This is a genomic window from Bifidobacterium sp. FKU (assembly GCF_026016385.1).
Taxonomy (GTDB): Bacteria; Actinomycetota; Actinomycetes; order Actinomycetales; family Bifidobacteriaceae; genus Bifidobacterium; species Bifidobacterium infantis.
Map to the genome: position 1 here is coordinate 544,325 of NZ_CP092888.1, position 19,410 is coordinate 563,734.

At 58.8% G+C, this 19,410-nt stretch carries 22 protein-coding genes; 3 read left to right on the top strand and 19 right to left on the bottom strand.

Features of this window, described 5'->3' with window-relative positions; all coding sequences use genetic code 11:
* Positions 1-42: 42 nt before the first annotated feature.
* From MMB48_RS02505 to MMB48_RS02595, 19 genes are all read right to left on the bottom strand, one after another.
* Positions 43-855 carry an ABC transporter ATP-binding protein gene (locus MMB48_RS02505; RefSeq protein WP_230581159.1) on the bottom strand — a complete coding sequence of 271 codons (813 nt, stop codon included), beginning with the start codon at positions 853-855 and terminating at the stop codon, positions 43-45.
* 1 nt (position 856) lies between these two features.
* Complete coding sequence (locus tag MMB48_RS02510; RefSeq protein WP_032743538.1) at positions 857-1,255, bottom strand: superoxide dismutase; 399 nt, start codon at positions 1,253-1,255, stop codon at positions 857-859.
* A 53-nt stretch (positions 1,256-1,308) separates the two neighbouring features.
* Positions 1,309-2,184, bottom strand: coding sequence for an ABC transporter ATP-binding protein (locus MMB48_RS02515; RefSeq protein WP_032743536.1), 876 nt, complete (start codon positions 2,182-2,184; stop codon positions 1,309-1,311).
* Positions 2,185-2,235: 51 nt separating this feature from the next.
* The gene (locus tag MMB48_RS02520) at positions 2,236-3,018 is read right to left on the bottom strand and encodes a hypothetical protein (protein ID WP_032743534.1); all 783 of its coding nucleotides are present in this window, start codon (positions 3,016-3,018) and stop codon (positions 2,236-2,238) included.
* A complete protein-coding gene (locus MMB48_RS02525) occupies positions 3,015-3,641 on the bottom strand; it encodes a hypothetical protein (RefSeq protein WP_003829423.1) in 627 nt (208 codons plus the stop codon). The genes MMB48_RS02520 and MMB48_RS02525 overlap by 4 nt, the downstream gene beginning before the upstream one ends.
* Before the next feature lie 132 nt (positions 3,642-3,773).
* Positions 3,774-4,601 carry a hypothetical protein gene (locus tag MMB48_RS02530; protein ID WP_032743533.1) on the bottom strand — a complete coding sequence of 276 codons (828 nt, stop codon included), beginning with the start codon at positions 4,599-4,601 and terminating at the stop codon, positions 3,774-3,776.
* Between the two features lie 6 nt (positions 4,602-4,607).
* Positions 4,608-5,186: an RNA polymerase sigma factor gene (locus MMB48_RS02535; RefSeq protein WP_032743531.1), complete on the bottom strand. Its 579-nt coding sequence runs from the start codon at positions 5,184-5,186 to the stop codon at positions 4,608-4,610.
* A gap of 117 nt (positions 5,187-5,303) precedes the next feature.
* Entirely contained in the window at positions 5,304-6,317 is a 1,014-nt protein-coding gene (locus MMB48_RS02540) for a VanZ family protein (RefSeq protein WP_032743530.1), read from the bottom strand.
* A gap of 50 nt (positions 6,318-6,367) precedes the next feature.
* Entirely contained in the window at positions 6,368-7,723 is a 1,356-nt protein-coding gene (locus MMB48_RS02545; protein WP_176338716.1) for an IS3 family transposase, read from the bottom strand.
* Positions 7,724-7,853: 130 nt separating this feature from the next.
* Positions 7,854-8,537, bottom strand: coding sequence for a response regulator transcription factor (locus MMB48_RS02550; protein WP_032743802.1), 684 nt, complete (start codon positions 8,535-8,537; stop codon positions 7,854-7,856).
* Complete coding sequence (locus MMB48_RS02555) at positions 8,534-9,796, bottom strand: sensor histidine kinase (RefSeq protein WP_012576876.1); 1,263 nt, start codon at positions 9,794-9,796, stop codon at positions 8,534-8,536. The genes MMB48_RS02550 and MMB48_RS02555 overlap by 4 nt, the downstream gene beginning before the upstream one ends.
* A gap of 8 nt (positions 9,797-9,804) precedes the next feature.
* Positions 9,805-10,071 (bottom strand): hypothetical protein, encoded by a 267-nt coding sequence (locus MMB48_RS02560; RefSeq protein WP_230581198.1) that lies wholly within the window; start codon positions 10,069-10,071, stop codon positions 9,805-9,807.
* Between the two features lie 117 nt (positions 10,072-10,188).
* A complete protein-coding gene (locus MMB48_RS02565) occupies positions 10,189-10,587 on the bottom strand; it encodes a DUF6591 domain-containing protein (protein WP_012576878.1) in 399 nt (132 codons plus the stop codon).
* 30 nt (positions 10,588-10,617) lie between these two features.
* Positions 10,618-12,042: an FtsX-like permease family protein gene (locus tag MMB48_RS02570; RefSeq protein WP_032743800.1), complete on the bottom strand. Its 1,425-nt coding sequence runs from the start codon at positions 12,040-12,042 to the stop codon at positions 10,618-10,620.
* Positions 12,035-12,775, bottom strand: a complete 741-nt coding sequence (locus MMB48_RS02575) for an ABC transporter ATP-binding protein (protein ID WP_179960191.1) — start codon at positions 12,773-12,775, stop codon at positions 12,035-12,037. The genes MMB48_RS02570 and MMB48_RS02575 overlap by 8 nt, the downstream gene beginning before the upstream one ends.
* A 159-nt stretch (positions 12,776-12,934) precedes the next feature.
* Positions 12,935-14,530, bottom strand: a complete 1,596-nt coding sequence (locus MMB48_RS02580; protein WP_168928612.1) for a prolyl oligopeptidase family serine peptidase — start codon at positions 14,528-14,530, stop codon at positions 12,935-12,937.
* Positions 14,531-14,802: 272 nt separating this feature from the next.
* Positions 14,803-15,486, bottom strand: a complete 684-nt coding sequence (locus tag MMB48_RS02585) for an ATP-binding cassette domain-containing protein (protein ID WP_014484607.1) — start codon at positions 15,484-15,486, stop codon at positions 14,803-14,805.
* 132 nt (positions 15,487-15,618) lie between these two features.
* Positions 15,619-16,326, bottom strand: a complete 708-nt coding sequence (locus MMB48_RS02590) for a response regulator transcription factor (protein WP_032743799.1) — start codon at positions 16,324-16,326, stop codon at positions 15,619-15,621.
* A 16-nt stretch (positions 16,327-16,342) separates the two neighbouring features.
* Entirely contained in the window at positions 16,343-17,695 is a 1,353-nt protein-coding gene (locus MMB48_RS02595) for a sensor histidine kinase (protein WP_235685102.1), read from the bottom strand.
* Positions 17,696-17,936: 241 nt separating this feature from the next.
* Here MMB48_RS02595 and MMB48_RS02600 point away from each other — a divergent pair, with 241 nt between their 5' ends.
* The 3 genes from MMB48_RS02600 (at position 17,937) to MMB48_RS02610 (ending at position 19,407) form a co-directional block, all read left to right on the top strand.
* Positions 17,937-18,212 carry a type IV secretory system conjugative DNA transfer family protein gene (locus tag MMB48_RS02600; RefSeq protein ID WP_032743798.1) on the top strand — a complete coding sequence of 92 codons (276 nt, stop codon included), beginning with the start codon at positions 17,937-17,939 and terminating at the stop codon, positions 18,210-18,212.
* 338 nt (positions 18,213-18,550) lie between these two features.
* Positions 18,551-18,847, top strand: coding sequence for a hypothetical protein (locus MMB48_RS02605; protein WP_136527158.1), 297 nt, complete (start codon positions 18,551-18,553; stop codon positions 18,845-18,847).
* A 41-nt stretch (positions 18,848-18,888) separates the two neighbouring features.
* Positions 18,889-19,407, top strand: coding sequence for a stage II sporulation protein M (locus MMB48_RS02610; RefSeq protein ID WP_162859280.1), 519 nt, complete (start codon positions 18,889-18,891; stop codon positions 19,405-19,407).
* Positions 19,408-19,410 lie beyond the last annotated feature (3 nt).

The window sequence follows — 19,410 nt, forward strand, 5'->3', positions numbered from 1 at the left end:
AAAGATGATGGCACCTATAGAGAATGTCTCTTTTTATTGTTTTTAAGGACGGCGCAAGCTGCTGTTTTTGGCAAGCATGTAGTACAAGGGAACGGTTTTGAGAAGGTGGTCGTGTTTCCCTTCTCCAATGACATGGCCATTACTCAGGACATATATCATTTCGGCATTGCGCACGGTAGTGAGTTGGTGGGTGACGATAATGAAAGTGCGGTCTTCGGCTTGTTCCAGTAGTTGGGTAACAAGCTGTTCGTTATCAGCGTCCAGGTTTGCGGTGGCTTCGTCGAGTAGGATGATTTTTGCCGTGGAAAGAAGAGCACGAGCTATGGCGAGTCTTTGGCGTTCTCCGCCTGATAGCATGATTCCGTTTTCTCCTACCTGCATATCAAGACCTTTGTCAGATCGGTCTAGTAGATGGGAGAGGTTCACGGACTCTAGTACTTGTCGGCATTCATCGTCGCTGCGATAGGTTGATCCGAGAAGTAGATTCTCGCGTAGGCTACCGGACAGTGCTGGTGAATCCTGTTCTACGTATGCAATATGGCTGCGTAAATCGTCTCGATCACAAGTTGTTATGTCGTTACCGAGTACATTGATGTTTCCGCTGGAGGGAACATAGAAACGTTCGATAAGTTGTAGGATGGTGCTTTTCCCTGCGCCCGAGGGCCCGACTAGTGCTGTAACGCTTCCCTGGGATATGGAGAGGTTCAGGTCGCGCAAAATTGGTTTGGAGCCATATGAGAAGTAGACGTGTTGGAATTCCACTGCCGGAGGACATGGGCTGCTGTGTACCAGCGGCATATGTTCATTGATTGTTGTGACGACGGTGTCAGGGTCCTTTTCTTCGGGAATATCCAAATTATTTCACGTCGCATACGGTGAAGGCGAAGCTGGTGAGGGTGCCGGTGGATTTGCCGTTGGCGAGGAGCTGATTGATGTCGGGCAGGTCCTTGTTGTCGCTGGTCTGGTTGAGGGCGTATCGGGTGCCGTCGGGCGCGGTGAAGCGCATGACGGGATCGCCTTTGCCGTTGTGCGTGCAGCTGACGGTGCCGTGGTCGACGGTGAGGGGCCATGTGTGGCCGAGCTGGTCGGCGCTGATGTCCTGGGGGTTGCTGGTCGCGGTGATTGTCTTGCTGCCGTCGGTAGGGTAGTTTTCGGGGTGTTCGATGCCGTCCATGCAGGCGGTCAGCCCCAGGGTCATGATGGCGGCGAGGCTTGTGGCGGTGATGGTTCGGATGGCGTGTGTCGTGTTGGTCATGCTGGTTTCCTTTGTCGTGTTCGGTGGTGGTCGGGGTGCTTGTTCGTCTGCCGTCAATGCTGGTCGGGGTGTTCCTCGATGAGGGCCATGTAGCCGTCCTCCAATGTGGGGTCCATGGGGTGCGCGTCGGCGGGCGGGTTGTCGGTGATGACGCGGTAGCGTACGCCGCGTGCGGTGGTGACGGCGTTGGCGACGATCATGCCGTCCGGTGGCGGGGTGTTGGATGGCTGGGTGAGCCAGACATGGCCCGCGGCGTGTCCGGTGAGGTGTTCGGTCGGCCCGTCATAGCGGATGCGGCCTTGGCGCAGGACGAACACGTATGGGCAGGTCTGGGCGATGTCGTCGAGGATGTGGGTGGACAGGATCACGGTGCGGTCGCCGCCGAGGCTGGCGAGCAGCGTGCGGAAGCGCATGCGTTCCTCGGGGTCGAGTCCGGCGGTGGGTTCGTCCACGATGATGAGCCGGGGGTCGCCCATGAGGGCCTGGGCGATGCCGACGCGGCGGCGCATGCCTCCGGAGAAGCCGCCGATGCGCCGGTCGGCCACGTCCGTGAGCCCGACCCGGTCGATGAGCTCGTGCGCCTGGCGCATGCGTTCCCGGGTGTCGTCGATGCCTTTGAGGACGCCCACGTAGTCGAGGAATTCGAGCGGGGTGAGCTGCGGGTAGGGTTCGATGTCCTGCGGCAGGTAGCCGAGCGTGCGTTTGAGCGCGCGGCGGGTCCTCGCGTCCTTCAGATCGTGGCCGTCCATGAGCACCTGGCCCGATGTGGGGCGGATGATGCCGGCGAGGATGCGCATGAGCGTGGTTTTGCCTGCGCCGTTCGGCCCGATCAGGCCGACCATGCCGTGCGGCAGGTCGCAGGTCACGTCGTCCAGTGCGCGGGGCTTCCTCGGGAAGTCCTTGGTCAGGTGGTTGATGGAGATGAACATGACGTCTTCTTTCCGTGTGGTGTTTTTTCGGTGGGGTTCCGCCGGTGCCGTTCAGCGCGTTGTGCGCGGGCGTGCCGAGCACCATCCGCCCAACGCCATGAGCAGGACGGCGATGACGAGCTGCGCGATCAGGGATATGGCCGCGTTGGCGGGCGTGCCGGTGACCGCGAGGATGCCTCCCGTGGCCGGGTAGACGGGGCCGAGCCCGAACCATCCGGCGCCGACGGCGTCGCCGATCACGTTGAGGATGGTGCCGTTGATGGTCGGCGCGGGCAGCATCGGCGAGGAGAACACGAGCGCGAACCATGCGAGCACGCCGGCGATGCGCGCGACGATCATGGGCAGGATCGCGCCGAGCAGCGAGGACAGGCTCATCGCGGTCAGCACGGCCGGCCCGGTGATCGCGAGTCCGGCGGCCAATGCCTGCGGTATGGCCCGCCACGAGCCGTGCAGGGTCTGGATGACGCCGGCGCAGGCCAGCAGCAGGAGCGACGGGGTGATGAGGATCAGGAACGCGCCGAGCGTGCGTGCCGCTGTCAGCAGGGGCACGGGTGTGGGTGTGGAGTCCTCCAGTTGGCCGATGCCGAGTCGGTCGTGGCGTGTGTGGAAGTCGGTGAACGCGGCCATGTAGGCGATCGGCATGAACATGGCCATCGTCTTGGCCATGAATGCCAGATCGCCCGCGCCGTGGTCGTGCGGGCCGGCAGGGGAGATCATGCCCAGCAGAAGCGCGAACAGGGCCAATGGGACGGCCGCGGCCCATAGGGAGCGTTGCCGCCACACGATGATCATGTGGACGCGGATCAATCGCGGGAAGCCGATGTGCATGTTCATATGCTCCTCCTCGCAAGCGTCACGTTGCGTTCCTCGTCGCCCAGCAGATGCCACGCGATCCCGACGGCGATCACGGCGACGGTGAGCGGGATGCCGCGTTGCGCGACCGGGTCGAGCACGTACGGATCCCACAGGAGGGCGAGGAACATCCATACCGCGACCACCGCCATGACCGTGGCCCGCGTGGACGCGGACCACGCGGCGGCCGCGAACCCGGCCGCCCCCACGACCAGCACCGCGCCGGTCGGCGCGATCAGGCTTATCCACCCCGTGTCCTGCGGCCACAGGCCCAGTACGTGCAACGGCGCGAACATGAGCACGGCGCCGGCAAGACCGGACACGGCCGCGAGTGCGAACCGCGTGGCCTGCACGCGCCTCCAACCCACGGGCGTGGACTCGCTCGCCTCGACCAGCGGGTCGCCGGTCAACGCGACCGCCACGCACACGCCCGCGCCGATCACCATCAGCTGGGCGAGCCAGTTCACCACCGTCAGCGTCTGCGTGCGCGACCACACGCCGGATACCATGATGCCGGCGGCCGCCACCGCGATCCCGCAGGCCACGGGCATTGTCAGCAATCCCATGCCGATGCGTCTGGCCTGCGCGCGAATCATTCCCGCCATGCCGTCCCTCCTTGAAGTGCGAAGCTCGACGGCCGTTCCTTATCGTCCGTCACCTGATAGGTAGCGGACGGCAGCCGCATGGTTCACGCGACACGCCGAACGGCCGCCGGAGGCCCGTCGGCTTCAATCCGGTCAGACGGCCGCGGCCGCCATGCGCGCCTCGGACAATCGTCCGGAGAACGCCACCGCCGCCGCGCACGCCATCAGACCCGTGACGGCCAGCAGCGGCTGCCCGAATGGCCGGGTCATATCGATCCAGCCCGCGGCCGGCAGGCCCGTCAGCCCGAGCAGGTCCGTACGGATCACGGCGACCAGCAGCAGGCCGACGCCGAAACCGACGCCCGTGGAGAAACGGATCGCGAGCATCGCGCCCACGCCGGCGACCAGCAGCAGGGGCGACAGCCATCCGACCAGCAGCACGCCGAACGTCCCATACCCCTGCGCGCCCATCACGGCGGTCACCATCAGGCCGAACACGACGTCGCAGGCGAGTATGAACACCAGCCGGACCAGCGTGACCGCCCCCGTACCCAACGGGGTGGCCGACGAGATCATGTCCGCGCGGGAATCCCCGAACGCCATCGTCACGCTCAACAACACGCCGGCCAGCACCATCGAGCAGAACGCGCGGGACACGACCGTCGCACCCCAGCCGACCGCGAAGAACCGCGCCCCCAATCCGGCGAACGCCATCAACGCCAGCGTGGCCGGCACCACCTGCCACGGCACCACCCGCGACTGCCGGCCCAGCAGCAGCATGAACAACCGCAGGCTGCGCGCCCACGACCATGCCGGTCCGTCCAACGGGGAACGCGACGCGCGGATGCGCGCCATCACCGCCGCAGCGGGAGGCGCGTCTTCCGAACGGGATCGTTCCACGGCGTCCAATGCCGCAAGCAGACGCCCGTCGGGCGTCCCGCCCGTCAAGCGGTCGGTCGTTTCGTCGATATGATCGGTCATCGGGATTCACCGTTCCTTTCCATCCGCATCGTTTTGGCGGTCGAGTTGCGCGCGCAGCAGACGGCGCGCACGCGAGATACGGGATTTGACCGTGCCCTCCGGCACGTCCGACAAATCGGCGATCTGCCGGTACGACAGGCCGTGCAGCCACGCCAACGTGGCCGTCTCCACCAGTTCGACGGGCAGCCGGCGCAGCAACGCCGTCAGATCATCCACGCCCGCTTCGGACAGCACGGCCGTCTCCGGACTCGGGCCATCGTCACGCGGTTCGGGCGCATCGTCCAACGCGGTCACATTCGGGCGTACGCGCCGCACGCGCATGTAGATCTGCCGTTTCGCGATGCCCAGCAACCAGGACAGCACCTTCGCGTCACCGCGGAACGCCCTCGCCGACCGCCAGCAACCCAACCACACGTCGGCGCACACCTCCTCGGCCGTGCCGGCATCCGGCACGCGCACGCGCACGAACGCCCGCACCGCCGCAGCGTACCGCCCATACAGGGTCTCGAAGGCACGCTCGTCCCCGGAGGCGACCCGCGCGAGCAGATCCCCGTCACGCGTCGCCGCCCCACCGGGCGAGGTCATGTCATCCTGCGTATGCGGCTCCTTCCACAGCACATCGTAGACGGATGTTCATCGGTATATGTAGCGGGGAACGCGCCGGCGGTTCATGGCACGTGCATCGACATGCCCGGAGGGGCGTCAGATCAGGTCGTAGGGCATGCGCCTGAACGCCATCCAGAACGTCAGGAGCGCAAGGGCGATCACGGGCTGCCAAGGTATGCCGGCAAGCGCCAAACAGGCGAACACCACGAACCGTGCCATATAGAACAGGATCCGACGTACGCCCGAGCGCGGAACCGTCTCACAGGTCATATGCGTGTAGCCGCCTCCCAACGTGCGCCCATCCCGCAGCCAGGGCACCAACACCTCGAAGACGAACAGCATGAGCAGGAACATCAGCCCCGAGAACCCTAACCCGCCCAACACGCGGTCGGCAGCCGCACCGGGCCGGACGCCTGAGACCAATGCGTGGATGACATTCGCCGCGACGGCCAACGGCAGTGCCGCCGACATCACGAGGCCCATGTCCACGAGGAACGCGACCAGACGCCGGACCAGGCCGGGATGGGTCACCGTCGCCGCATCCGACTCACGCATGGGCAGGAGCCGGTCGAATGCCAGCGCGCACCCGTACCCGGCCAGCGCGCCCGACGTGTTCCACACCAGATCATCCACGTCGAACAGGCGATACGCGCACGGGAACACGCCCAACGTTCCCGTCAACTGCATCGTCTCCACCAGCAGCGAGACCAGGAACCCGGCGACGGTGGCCGTGGGAAGCCCGCGATGGAACACACGCCTGACGATGAACCCGAGCGGCAGAAAGAACACGACGTTCATCACGATCTGCAACACAGCATCCAACCCGTCGGTACGTATGTCGGCGACGAACCGGAACAGGTCCAACTGCGGCTTCAGATGGTGGACGGCGCAGAACGCGACGGGATCGGCCGGCAACGGGTACAAAGTGAAGCACAACAAGCCGATTGCATACAGCACCGTGCCATACGCGGACAGGATCGCCGGCAATCCAAGCCGGTTATCGCGGTGATACAGCATCGCCAGCACCGGAACGGTCAACGCCACGGACACCACCGGCCACAACGCCAACGCAAACAGGAACGGAACCGTAAACGCCGATAAATAAAGCATATCATTCCTGCCTTGATGGTAGGGGGCTGCGGACATTTTCTTGGAGATGGTCACGCAGCCATTCCCTGGCTTTGACGGTATTGTACAGGACTCATCCAACCAAGCGACCGTTTGATGCGCTCGTGGTTGTACCAGCGGATGTAATCGTCGATCAGGATGAGCACCTCGTCGCGTGTGCGTTTCTCCCAATGCTCGGGATAGACGGATTCCGTCTTCATTCGACCGAAGAACCCCTCCGCGGCGGCGTTGTCCGGGGAACAGCCCTTCGCGCTCATTGACCGCGTCAGGCCGTACCGTTCCATGAGGTCCAGCCATCCGGGCCACCGGTAATGGCAGCCGCGATCGGAATGCACCAGGGGCTTCACCCCCTCCGGCAGCGTTTCCGCGGCCTTGACGAGCATCCTGTTGGCGAGCTCCGCGTTGGGACTGAAACCGGCCGTGTACGCGACGATCTTGCCATCGTGACAGTCGATCATCGGCGAGAGGTACACCTTCCCGTCCCTGGCCTTGATCTCGCTGATGTCCGTCAGCCACTTCTCATTCGGCCGTTCGGCCGTAAATTCGCGGTTGACGAGGTTGTCGGGAGCCGGCGTCGTCTCGCCCTCGTAGGAACTATACCTGCGCCGTTTGGGCGCGTGCGCCACGAGCCCGTCCTCGGCCATGATCCGGCGGATCACCTTCTCCGAGACGCCGGTCCTGAGCATGGCCTTGATGCGGCGGTACCCGTACCTGCCCTTGGAAGCGGCGAACGCCTCGGCCACCCTGACGCGCACACCGGCGTATTTGTCAATGGCGAGCCGGGCGTGGTGGTAGTGGTAGCTGCTGGGCGCGATGGCGAGCAAGCATGTCATCGAGCTGAGCGAATACGCCGGCCTCAACCGGTCGATCAGCAGCGTCTTCTCCCTGTTCGACAGGCGCCGCAGGTCGGCGCCTGGGTCTTTTTTTACGACCTCAACCACCTCCCGCATCAACGCGTTCTCCAGTTCCAGTTCCTCGACCCTGCGGCGCAACGCCTCCACGTCATCGTTGCCGTCCCCGGCATTCCGGCTTCGTCGCGGCGCGGGCTTGTTGGTCTGGCTGGCGTTCCTGTTCCTGGGCTGCAGCGCGGCCATGCCGCCCTCACGATACGCCTTGACCCAGTTGTGGACAGCTCCGACGCTCACGCCGAGCCGTTCGGCGGCCTGCTTCTGCTGCATGCCGCCCAGCACCAGCTCGATCGCCTTGGTCCTCGTTTCCAGCGGGATGATCGGTTTCGCCATATGGCCAGCATACCGGGGATCCTTTGCCAGCCAGCGTTCCAGGCACTGCCTGGTCGGATAGCCCAGATGCCTCACCACCTGGGCCGTTGTCATCGGCGTGGTGAAGTACAGCTCCACCACGCGCTGTCGTTCCTCGGGACTGAACATATGATAATCCTTTCGTTCAGTCTCCAAGAAAATGTCCGCAGCCCCTTATCAATTAGATGAATACTTCGCGTTAAGCATATTTCATAAATGTGTGGAATATTGACATGGGCCTATGTTTGAATTGATGTCACTATTTCAGTTGTGTAAAGACACTCAATTTAATCCAATTGATTGCAATTTGGGTGCGGTTTGAAAGATGGAGCTTCGATAGAATTCGACTAACATAGCGTTTGACTGATTTGGTTTCCAGAAATAGTTTTTTTGCTATGTCGTCATTACTGAGTCCTTGTGCAATTAAGGCACATATGTCACGCTCTCTAGTAGTAAGACTCTTGAATGATTCAATAAATATATTTTGCTGGTCTTGAAAAATGAATTTGCTTTGTTGATATTCTACTAGTTTCTTTGTTATTCGTGGAGTAAGAATTTTACCATTTTCAAAAACAGCTTTTATCGATTCCATTAATTGTGATTTACTTATGTCTTTCAGTAGGAAGCCGCTGGCTCCGGCGTCGAGTCCGCCGAAGGCGTAGTCGTCTTCGTCGTAGGTGGTGAGGATGAGGATTCTGATGGCGGGCCAGTGTCTGGCGATGTGTCGGGTTGCTTCGATGCCGTCCATGCCGGGCATGCGCACGTCCATGAGGATCACGTCGGGCAACGGCCGGTGATCGGCGTCCAACTGGTTGAGTGTGTCGATGGCGGTTTGCCCGTTCTCCGCCGAGGCGATGACGGTGATGTCGGTCACGTCGTCGAGCATGAGCTGGAAGCCGAGTCGTGCCAGTCTCTGGTCGTCCACGAGCATCACACGGATCATGGTCGGACCTTCCTTTCAGTCGGTTGTTTCCCGGTCGGGGGAATGACCGCTTTGACCTGCCATTCGGTGCCATTGACCGGCCCATAGGCGAACGTGCCGCCAACGTCCCGTACGCGCCGTGACAGTCTGTCCAGTCCGGTGCCGTCATCGGGTGCGATAGCTTGCGCCGCACCGGTGGCTCCGTCGTTGCGGACGATGACGGTGACTCCGTTGGGCTGGTGGTTCCATGAGACGTTGAGATGCGTGACGTGTCTGCAGTGGCGGATGGCGTTGGTTATGGCCTCGCGGGTCACGTCGAAGCAGAGGTCCGCCTGGGGTTCGTCGTCGTTGCGGACGCCGGTTTCGGTGAATATGGTGATGATGTCGAGCGTGCGGGCGTGTGCGAGGATCGGACGGATGTCATCCCATGAACGCATGCTCCGGGAGCCTGGTTCGGCGGGATCCTCGTCTTCGTCGGTCGTGTCGGTTTCGGTCAGTGCGCGCACGGCCTTGCGCGTGTCCTCCAGGCTTTCCCGTGCGATCTCGTTGATGCCCTTCAGAGCCTCCTCCACGCGCGAGTCGCCGGTCTTACCGGTCAATCCTTCGGATAGGGCGATGATCGCGGTCAACCCGTGCCCCACGCTGTCGTGCAATTGTCCGGCGATGCGCGAACGACGCACGGCGGCGTCACGCTGCTTGGCGGCGGTCTGCGCGCGCCGGTGTTCCAGGCCGGCGGCGGCCGTGGCGTTCCTGGCTTGGACCATGCCGCGGCGTGCCAGGGCGATCGCGCCGGCGAGGGCGAGCAGGAGGATGCGGCCGGGCCATTCGCCGAGGAACCGGCTGGCGGGCCATGACATGAACGTCGCCAAAGTCACGGTCAACGTCGTCACGAGGGACCCGATGTACATGCGGCGTTCCCCGGCCGTACGCATGAACGCGTAGAACGCCGCGACCAGTTGGACCAGCAGGATCGAGTCCGCATGCCAGAAGGACAGGACCAGGGTCAGGATGAGCTGCGATGCCAACGTGGCGGACGGGGCCCGGTAACGGAACACCAATGCCAGGCATGACAGGAGCTGGAACAGCAGCAGCATTATGAATCCGCCGGTCTGCTTGGCGAGCGTGTACATCGGATCCAATGGGGCGCCGATCATGCGCTCCCACGTGAGCATCGCCATCTCGACCGCGAGCACGCATAATGGCATGGCTATGGCAGTGACCCTGCCGACGTTCACCGTTTGCCGCTCCATACGATCCACTGTGCCACCTCGCAGGGTCATCGGCGTGTTCACTGGGCGAGGCAGTCCGCGCCGGGCATCAGGCAGCCGAGCATCGTGACCGAACCGGTGAACAGCACAGTGAACACGATGATGATGGCCAGCCATACGAACGGCGAGAGCAGCGCCCCGATCCATGCGGCGACACGGCCGCCATGCTCCCATCCGTGCCCGTCGCGGCCGGTGATCCACGCGATCAGCACGCCGGGCAGGGACAGGAACAGGCCAAGCAACAGGAACCCGACGATCGAATCGTTCGGCGCGGTCGCGGCTGGCAATGGTCGGGGCGGATTCGGCCGGCCGGGCTCCGGGACGGGCGATGGCGCCGGCAGGGGCTTGCCGGGTGACGGTTCGTGATGTGCGGGAATGTCCATGAGTGCCGATCCTTTTGAATGTCATTGGAGCTTGTTGATGTTGATGGCGCCGTTGTCGCCGGGCAATGCGCTGATGGAGACCTTGACGGTGCCGTCGTCGGCCGTGTAGTCGTATACGCCGGCCTGTTCCTCCTCGGTGGCGTTGCGGGTGAAGCCCGCGTCCTTGATCTTTCGCGCGTAGTCCTTCGCTTCGGCGATGGTCCATGACACGTCGATCAGGTAGCCGTTGTCGGTCTCGTCCCTGATGCGGGTCGTCACCCGGTCGGGTTCGGGCACCCGGCCGGCATACTGGCCGTCAGGCCAGGAGCCTTGGACGGAGCCACACGCCGCCAGCCCGAACAAGGCCGTCAAAATCAGCAAGAACGCGAGCAGCATGGATGCCGGGGCGCGCCTCGGCATTGCCGTGTATCGGACAGGCATGATCATCCTCCTTTTCCGAATCTGATGCCGTCAACGGCTTCTGATCGCGTCGGCCACGCTGCGGCGCAACGCGGGCCGGATCTGCATGTACTGGATGAGGAACAACGCCAGCCAGCAGGCCGCTCCCGCGCCGATCACACCAGCCCACGGGATCCCGGCCACTGGAACGCCGACGAGCGTGATAGAGCGTGTTGCGAGCACGAGCGAGCTGACGGCGACCGGGATGAGCGCGAGGACGACCGCGCCGGCGGCCAGGTGCAGGCTCTGCCACAGGATCATGCGCGTCACCCGGCGCGGCGACATGCCGATGCTGCGCAGCAGCGCCTGATCGGCGACCATGCCACGGTTCGACAACGCGATGACGGCCAGACTCGTGGCCAGGGACACGATGCACAGCATCGCGATCATCAGCAGCGAGTCCGCGTAGTTCAGGCTCGTCGGATGGCCGCCCAGGGCCAGTATCCGCCCGTAGGACCGCGCGCAGGTCAGCAGGGTCGTGGACAATCCCAAGGCCAGTGCGAGCGGGGCGATGGTGTTCATACTGGACACGGCCTTCGCCTTGGCGGCACGGGCCGCGAGCACGCCGGTCGCCGACCCGCACAGGCGGCACACGGCGCGTCCCGCATCCAGCAGGATTGGGACCAGCACGCCAGTGAGGACGTACATGCCGAACGACGCGATGATCCCGGCCCATAATGCGCCGTTGAACGTCTGGCCGGCCTCCTGCCCGAACGCGTGGGCGCGCGGCATGCCCATGCCGGAGAACGCCAATGCCAATGCCGCCGCCATGACGACCAGTCCCAGCGCGCAACGCGCCCAATACCGCCATCCATGCCGCCCGATCGGCGCGTCCCTGCCACGGATCGCCTCGATGGGACGAACCTTCGCCGCACGCATCGAGGGCACGAACGCGCCCAGCATGCACGTGGCCACGCCCAGCAGCAGCGAGCCGAGCCATGCCGTCGCGGACGGCGCGAATGCGGGAGGGACGAACGAGCCGAGCCCGCCGGCGAAGCTCTCCGCGGCCATCGCGTTGAACTCGGGAACCGCGAGCAGACTGGCCGGCATCGCGAGCAGTGAGCCGAGCAGCGAGCCGGTGAGGCTAGCCACGCCCACGAGCATCCACGTGCCCGCGCGCACCTGGCTCGGACTGGCGCCCATGAGACGCCATTGCGCGAACGTGCCGCGGATGCGGTCAACCGTGGCCGAACCGACCACCGTCAGCGAGAAGAACGCAAGCAACGCCACCACGACATAGATCGTGGCCGACACCATGCCGAACTCGGCCGGGTCCAGACCCGCCAGCCGGGCGGCCGATGCGAACGACGGCGACGAGGTCCACACGAACTGGTTCATGCACACGCCCACCAGCGTGGTCACCACCGCGACCACCATGATCGTGGGCACCCAACCCGCGAGATTATCGCGGAACACGCGAAGCACATACCTACCCACGACGGGCCTCCTGACCGTGCTGCGGCATGGCCGGCTCGAACGTGCGGCGCATGCCCTCGACGATCTGCCCAGCGGTCAGTCTGCCCGCGATGTGGGTGATTCCGCCGTCACGCAGGAAGACCACGCGGTCGGCCAGGGCGGCGGCGTCCGTGTCATGCGTGACCATGACCACGTTGGAACCCGAATCCGCCAGCTCGCGCAGCACCTGCAGCACGAGCTCGCTGTTCGCGGTGTCGAGCGCGCCGGTGGGCTCGTCGGCGAACACCACCGCCGGGCGCAAGAGCAGGGCCCGGCACAGGGCCACGCGCTGCTGCTCGCCGCCGGACAGGGCGCTCACCACGGTCCTCGCCCTCCGGCGCAGGCCGAACCGGGACAACAGCTGCGTGACCCGAATGTAGTCGGCCTTGCGATGGGCGAGCGAGAGCGGCAGCATCACGTTCTCCTCGACCGTCAGATACGGCACGAGGTTGTACTGCTGGAACACGAAACCGATATGCCCGCGGATGAACCGCGAACGACGCTCCTCGTCCAACGCGTAGATGTCGGTGCCGCCGATGACGACCCGACCCGAGTCGGGCCTGTCCAAACCGGACAACACGTACAACAAAGAGGTCTTACCCGCACCCGAAGGCCCGACGATCGCTGTCAACCCGGCACCGGGAATATCCAACGAGACATCATTGAGAATCACACTCGGACTGGAACCATCAGCGGAAACCACACGCTTGACCAACCCACGCGCCTGAACCGATAAATATGTATTTACCCCAATGAAGTCATTTGGTTATTTTTTCATGGACGAGAATCCTTCCTACGAGAGTGCTACTGCCGACAGTATCCATAAAGACAAGTCAATCGTCTATGCCGGAGAGACGATTGACATCAAAAGATGTCAATCTGTGTCGAAGAGAGAGTCGAGTAACCATATAGTTGATAAACAGCCACCAGTCAAAGAATCATCAGAATTGTGATGTCCTTCATCTAACAGTTGCAAAAACACCGAATTATGTGCGGACGGAACAATAGCCGAATATGAATTCAACCATTGTTCCGTATATAAGAGAGGCGCCTTTATATCATTCTTGCCGGCAGTAATCCAAATGTCAGGAGCCTGATTAGAAAAATCAGCTGGAAGACGCCGCAATTGCGCCAAAGGTGAAAACGAGTCATAGCAAGAAGATGATGAGGGATATCCGAATTCATCCCAATCGCTAATTGTAAGTGGATTGTCGGGGTTTGTGAGAATCAATTCCGGTGTTAAAAAAGGGTGCGATAATTGAACAATTTTGAAATAATCCGGGCGGCGCAATGCGGCAGAAAGAACAACCAAAGCGCCGGCGCTTGAACCCGCTGCTCCAATGCGTTTGGCGTCACATAAGTTATTTGCAATCAATCCTTTAGTGCAATCGAGAAAATCATTGATAGATATGAACTTATTGTTTTTTATCGCTTGCCTATGCCATTCCTCTCCATACTCGCCCCCACCTCGAATATGGCAGAAGGCAACAGTTATGCCGGACTGTATGACATATGAAATCAAACGGTCATAGGCTCCCTCAAGTGCGATTCCATAACATCCGTATGCCATCAATAGAATAGGAGACTGCTCGAGAATACTGTCAAGTCTATAAAAAAGTGTAATGGGAATATTTGTTTGATCTCTACTCCGGATAATAATTTTGCGACAGTGAATATTAGGTGTGGACGATACAGCCTCTAAGAATCCTTCCCTATTTCCTGTTACAATTTGCGTTTGATGGATTGGAGATGATATGCAGAAAACAGGGAATCTATCCCGAAATCCAAGAAAACTAATAACTCCACAAGGAGGAGCTTTCCATATCCCATTTTGTCCGAGAGAAGGAATCCAGATGGCGGAGTCGCCCGATAGGCGTCCTATCACATAAACAATCCCATTACGCTTTTGCAATGATTTAGGAATAAATCCATGGGGGGACTGAATCATTTGCCTATCATGTATATCGGTAAAAAAGTTAATAATTAGAAGTTGGCTATTGACGATAGCATATAGAAGAGTATTTGTAATCTCCATCGAATCAATGGCAAGTGATGAAGTAATTTCCTTAAAGCGTGTGTCTCTTTCGCCGAAATCATCGAAAAACAGCAGACGAGAATTGTCTCCGTGCGTCATTTTTATAACAATAACCGCATCATTACTGCAAACGAAAGATAATATATCATATCCACTATTTGTGCCGCATACTTCAATGATGCCACACTTGTTTGCCATCATTAGTTTATACGGGCGATTTGATTTGCTTTTATTAATCCAATAGATAGAATGATATGTCGTTCTTATCTGAGGTACAACATTGTTGCGCCTCAGAAGAATATTGGCGGATTGCTTTTTCAATTCATATAATGAAATAGTATAAAAAACGGCATCACGTTTCCCTATCCTGATACAGCTAGGGATCATCAATATATGCAGGGTTTCGGTCAGTTCGATCCCCAAATGAATGGACACTTGGCTCCGCCGATATCGACATATTTGCCGAACCATACGCCATTGGTTGCTTCCTTGAATGATGCGATGACCTCAACGGCCGGGGGTACATAATCCTTCATCTTCGTTCTCCTCATGCTCTGTATATGGGACCGGATTGCATGCCGGTGCATGCCATTCCAGTTAACCTGATTTGGATGGTACATCCAAGAATGTGTTTGGTGTTTGTCATCTTCGGATGACAAACACCAAACACATGGACCTTAGGGAAGCGGGTGATCCGCTGGCGTTTTTCAGTCTTCCTTCCAAAGCTGGCCGCGGGAGCCCTCTTTTACCACGGTGCCTTTATCCAGTACCACAACGTCATCGGTAATCGGCCTCAGCCTGCTGTCCGGTTCGGATGCGATGAGCACCGCAACGCCACGATTCGCCTGCTTCCGTATCTGCTCGCAGATCCAATTCGTGCCCGATCGATCGAGTGTCTGGAGCGGTTCGTCCATGATCAGGGCTTTGGGGTTGGGAAGCAGAGCTATGGCGAATCGCATTTTGAGGACATCGATCGGAGCGAGATCGTGGAGCCTGACGGTGAGAAGATTCTGCAGTTCGGTCATGTGAATGATCCCGTCAAGAAGCGGATCAGGCGTCCCGGCCCAGAGCGCCTTCCAACGAAGATAGGTTCCGGCCGAGTAATACGGGGACAGTGAAATGGCTTCGGGCATTGCACTCACAACGTTTTTTGGTATACGGGATGTGCCATAGGGTTTGCCACAGGTGGATATGCATCCGGAATCCGGGATATCCAGTCCCAACAGCATCCGGAGAACAGTTGTTTTGCCAGCGTCATGCGCTCCCATCAGAACGGTGACTCGACCTGCATAGGCGGCAAATGAGATCCCATGCAATTCGCGGCCGGCATGGCTGAATGAGACATTCTCAAACGCGATGATGGGTGAAGCCGAATCGGGCAGCTGGCACATCGTTTTCCTTTCTTCGATTGACCCGGCCGCAATACAGTTAACCAGTTCGCTCTATTCTCCAGTAAAACGATTGTGCTGTTTGTCATCTGAAGATGACAAACAGCACAATCGTTGAGATGAATATCGTGATCTTTATGCTGGTTTGCCGCCTGTTATTTGGTCCAGCCCCGATTGATACCAGGCTATGGCGATTTGGACTCGGTCCCGCATGTGCATTCTGGCCAATATGCGGCTTACCGTGCGCCGTACCGATGTCGTTTCGATGAATAGGCGCTCCGCGATTTCCTGATTGGACAAACCTGCCGCCACGAGTTCCGCGACTTCACGTTCCCGCTTGGAAAGTCCGTCGAATAGGCTTCGTAGCAGTTTGATGCGGGTGTTGTCCGATATGGGCCGAACCCCGCGATTGAGTACTTCACCGGTGATTCTCGGTGTCAATACTGCATCTCCGTTATGCACGGCGTGTACGGCGTCACGTAGCTGTTTGGGGGTCGCATCCTTGAGCAGGAATCCGGATGCCCCTCGCGCCAATCCGTCGAAGGCGTAATCGTCCTCATCGTATGTGGTCAGGATCAGTATCTGGATTTGGGGGAATTGCTCCTTGATGATGCCCGTCGCCTCTATGCCGTCCATGACGGGCATGCGCACGTCCATCAGAATCACGTCAGGCAGTTGCTGCGGTGATTGCCGTAGGAATTCGATTGCTTGGGCGCCGTCCGCGGCCTGTGAGCTGACGATGATGTTCGGATCGTTGTTCAGCATCATCATGAAGCCGGTGCGCGCCCCTCGCATGTCATCGACCAGCATGACCTTGATGATGTCGTCTCTTGCATCCTTCATGGTTCTTCCGTTTCTTTCAGGGGATTAGTGCCTTGACCGCCCAGCCATTGCCGTATGGCCCATAGGACAGGGTGCCGCCCATTTTCGCAAGGCGTTGGGAGAGTCGTTGCAGTCCGGTTCCACCTGTCGGCTTCCCGCTTTGACCGGATGCCTCGCCGGTGGTGCCGTGTCCGGAGACGTGTCCATCGTTGCGGATCGTGATTGCTGTTCCGCCATCACGGTAATGATTCCAGGAGACGGCAATGCGGGTCAGTCCCGCGCCGTGCCGAAGGGCATTGGTCAGTGCCTCGCGAGTGACGGCGAAGCATAAATCCGAACGGCGGGGATCCTCGACGCGTCTTCCCGTTTCGGTGAACACGACGATGATTCCGGTTGAGCGTATGTGTTCCAGTACGGGTCTGATATCGTCCCAATCCCGTAAACGAAGGATGTCATCCTGATTCACTGGTTCAAGACCGACCTGTTCCAAAGATGGCTGCGATTCCTCTTCATTGAAGACCTTTAAGATGCGGCGCGTATCACCCAGACTGTCCTTCGCAATCGATGTGATCTCCGCTAAGGCATCGGCCAGTTGCGAGTCGGAATAGCCGCCGTTCCTTATGCAGTCCTCGCCTCCTTGCGATAACGCTATGATCGAGGTCAATCCATGACCGACGCTGTCATGCAGTTCGTTGGCCATGCGAAGGCGCCGTTCCGTACGATTCTTCTCCTCCGCCAGTATTGCGGTCTTTCGCCGTGCTTCGGACAGTAGCCTATTCGCCGTTCGACGGTCCCGCGCTATGGACAACAGTGAGGATGCGATGCCGGCCAAAGCGACGGAATACAGTAACGCCAAATACTGAGGCTGCAGAGAGGCGGGATGCATGTATTGCACTGCGATCATGCAGATCATGGCCAGATCGCACATGGCCTGAGCATACAGGGGAAGCCGGATGCACAGATAAAGCACCAGGATAACCGCGACCTGCGTGTATGAGTGCAGGCCAACGCCGAACAGGACGCTCAGGGAGAGCTCAATGAATTCCAAGGCCAGCAACGCCACGGGGCTTCTGAACCTTAACGTCACGTTTATGGCTCCTAAAACCAGCAGTATGAGGAAGTACCATATTCCCGCTCCCTCGTTGAGGAACCGGATAAACGAATATCCTGTGCCGATTGCCATCCGCTCTTCCACATAATCGCGGATCAGCACGCCCATCGTGCCGACGATGCAGATCAGAGTCGTCGTGAAACGAAGCAGGCGTTCCCCTTTGAGCTGCCGAAACCATAGGATCAATCGATCGCGCGGGGTGACGGCCAGCGTTTGTCCCTCATCTGATGATTTACCCCGACGTGAGCCCATAATGAGGCGGTTCCTCGCAACCTGCACCTTACGCCTTCTTCGTTGTCCGAGAATACAGCTCTCCCATTATCTACGATTCACGGCTCACCCGTCCATGACTTGGCTCCTGTTTGACATCTACGGATGACAGTGACCTATCGCAGACTTCCGCTCTGATTTCGGAGAGAATGATTCAGGCGAGGCTGCTCGACATACTTTCCTTCATCGGCGCGGGAACACGGCCCCTGGCCATGCGCCGTGCGAATGACCGTATTGCCTGGCCGCTCGCATGCTCGCGGCGGTGCGCCGGGCGGACCGCAAGACCCGACGCAACGAACTGCCCGACCGCACCTGCATCAGCGACCGGCTCGGAGACCAAACCATCGACGTCATCGAAACCAACGAAACCAAAGGCCTCAACGGCAGCTGGACACGCAGCACCCGCAAAAATGCTCGCAAACTCCTCACCCCGGACGAACTCGGACGCATCCCCTCGGCCGATGCATCTACCTACTCAGAGGCATACCGCCATTTTCAGCCAGAGGCGGTAATTGATGATACATAGTTCCAAAAAATCCTGAGGTATTGTCATCCCGGAATGACAGTTGACAATTTGGAGCTTGTAAGTCCACCTTCAATTTGAGAAGCTGACAATGCAAATGGAACGAGAGAATTGCGAATGAGACTCTTGTCGATGTCTTATAGCAATAAAATGGCAACATTATAATACTGAGATTTTATAAGGAGCCCTATGATAAAAGAGTTTACGAATGCAGCACGATCACCTCCATTAAGTGCGACCAATAGCAGGCTACAAAATAATGCTGATGTATTACTCAAGGAAACTAATGCAATTAACTAATGAAGTTACATAGTGTTTGTTAACATTATTCAAAGGAGACAATGATGTCTAAGCATGAAAATGGTATCCGCCTCACGTCTTGCGATAAGGGAAAGCGTCAAATGGCAAGTGCGGCAGTTGCTCTTGCGGCAGTGTTCGTCACTCCTTTTGTTGTTCCACTTGTCGCTTCTCTAATGGTAGTGCTAGGAATTGGAAGCGCAGCAGCCACCGCAATTGTCGCTGTAGCTTGGCTTGGATCTGCTGCGGTGGGAATGATCTTCCCCGCGGCGGCGCCACTCACTTCTGCCATTCAATCCATGATTGGCATCTTGGGAACATCAGGTGCCGCAGCATGGTGATTTATTAATTAGATATTATGGCCTTGCAGGAAAGGAATAATGTGGGATTCCTGAAGTTGCTCTTTATTAAGACGTGTTGTATCCTAATGATTTCCTTAATGGCGTTTCTGGGTGGTGGACTTTTGGCCAGACTACGTCCGTACCCTTTGAGCAAGGCCATAATTCCAAACGTGTATCTTAATGAACTGCTGTGGAATAATACTAAAGTATGGCTAACACTATTATTAGGGGGATTTCTTTTTTCTATTCCTACAACTATCGTATTGGTTATTAACTATGGCATCTTTGGTTGGAGTGCGGCTCAGTATTTGTTCCAAGGCTTTGGTAATAAATTATTAACAGCGGTTATTCCGCATCTTTTCTTTGAATGCTTTTCCTTGATTACTGCTGCAGGCATTGCACTAACTATTACACATTATGAATTATGTTTCTTACAAAACAGTCAGAAACGAAATGTTGATACAGGTAATGTCGTTTTATTGACCCTGTCAATGGCTTTTATTTCATGGATTTCGCTTGTCCTTGCTGCAATTATAGAAACATACGTATCTCATATTTAAGGA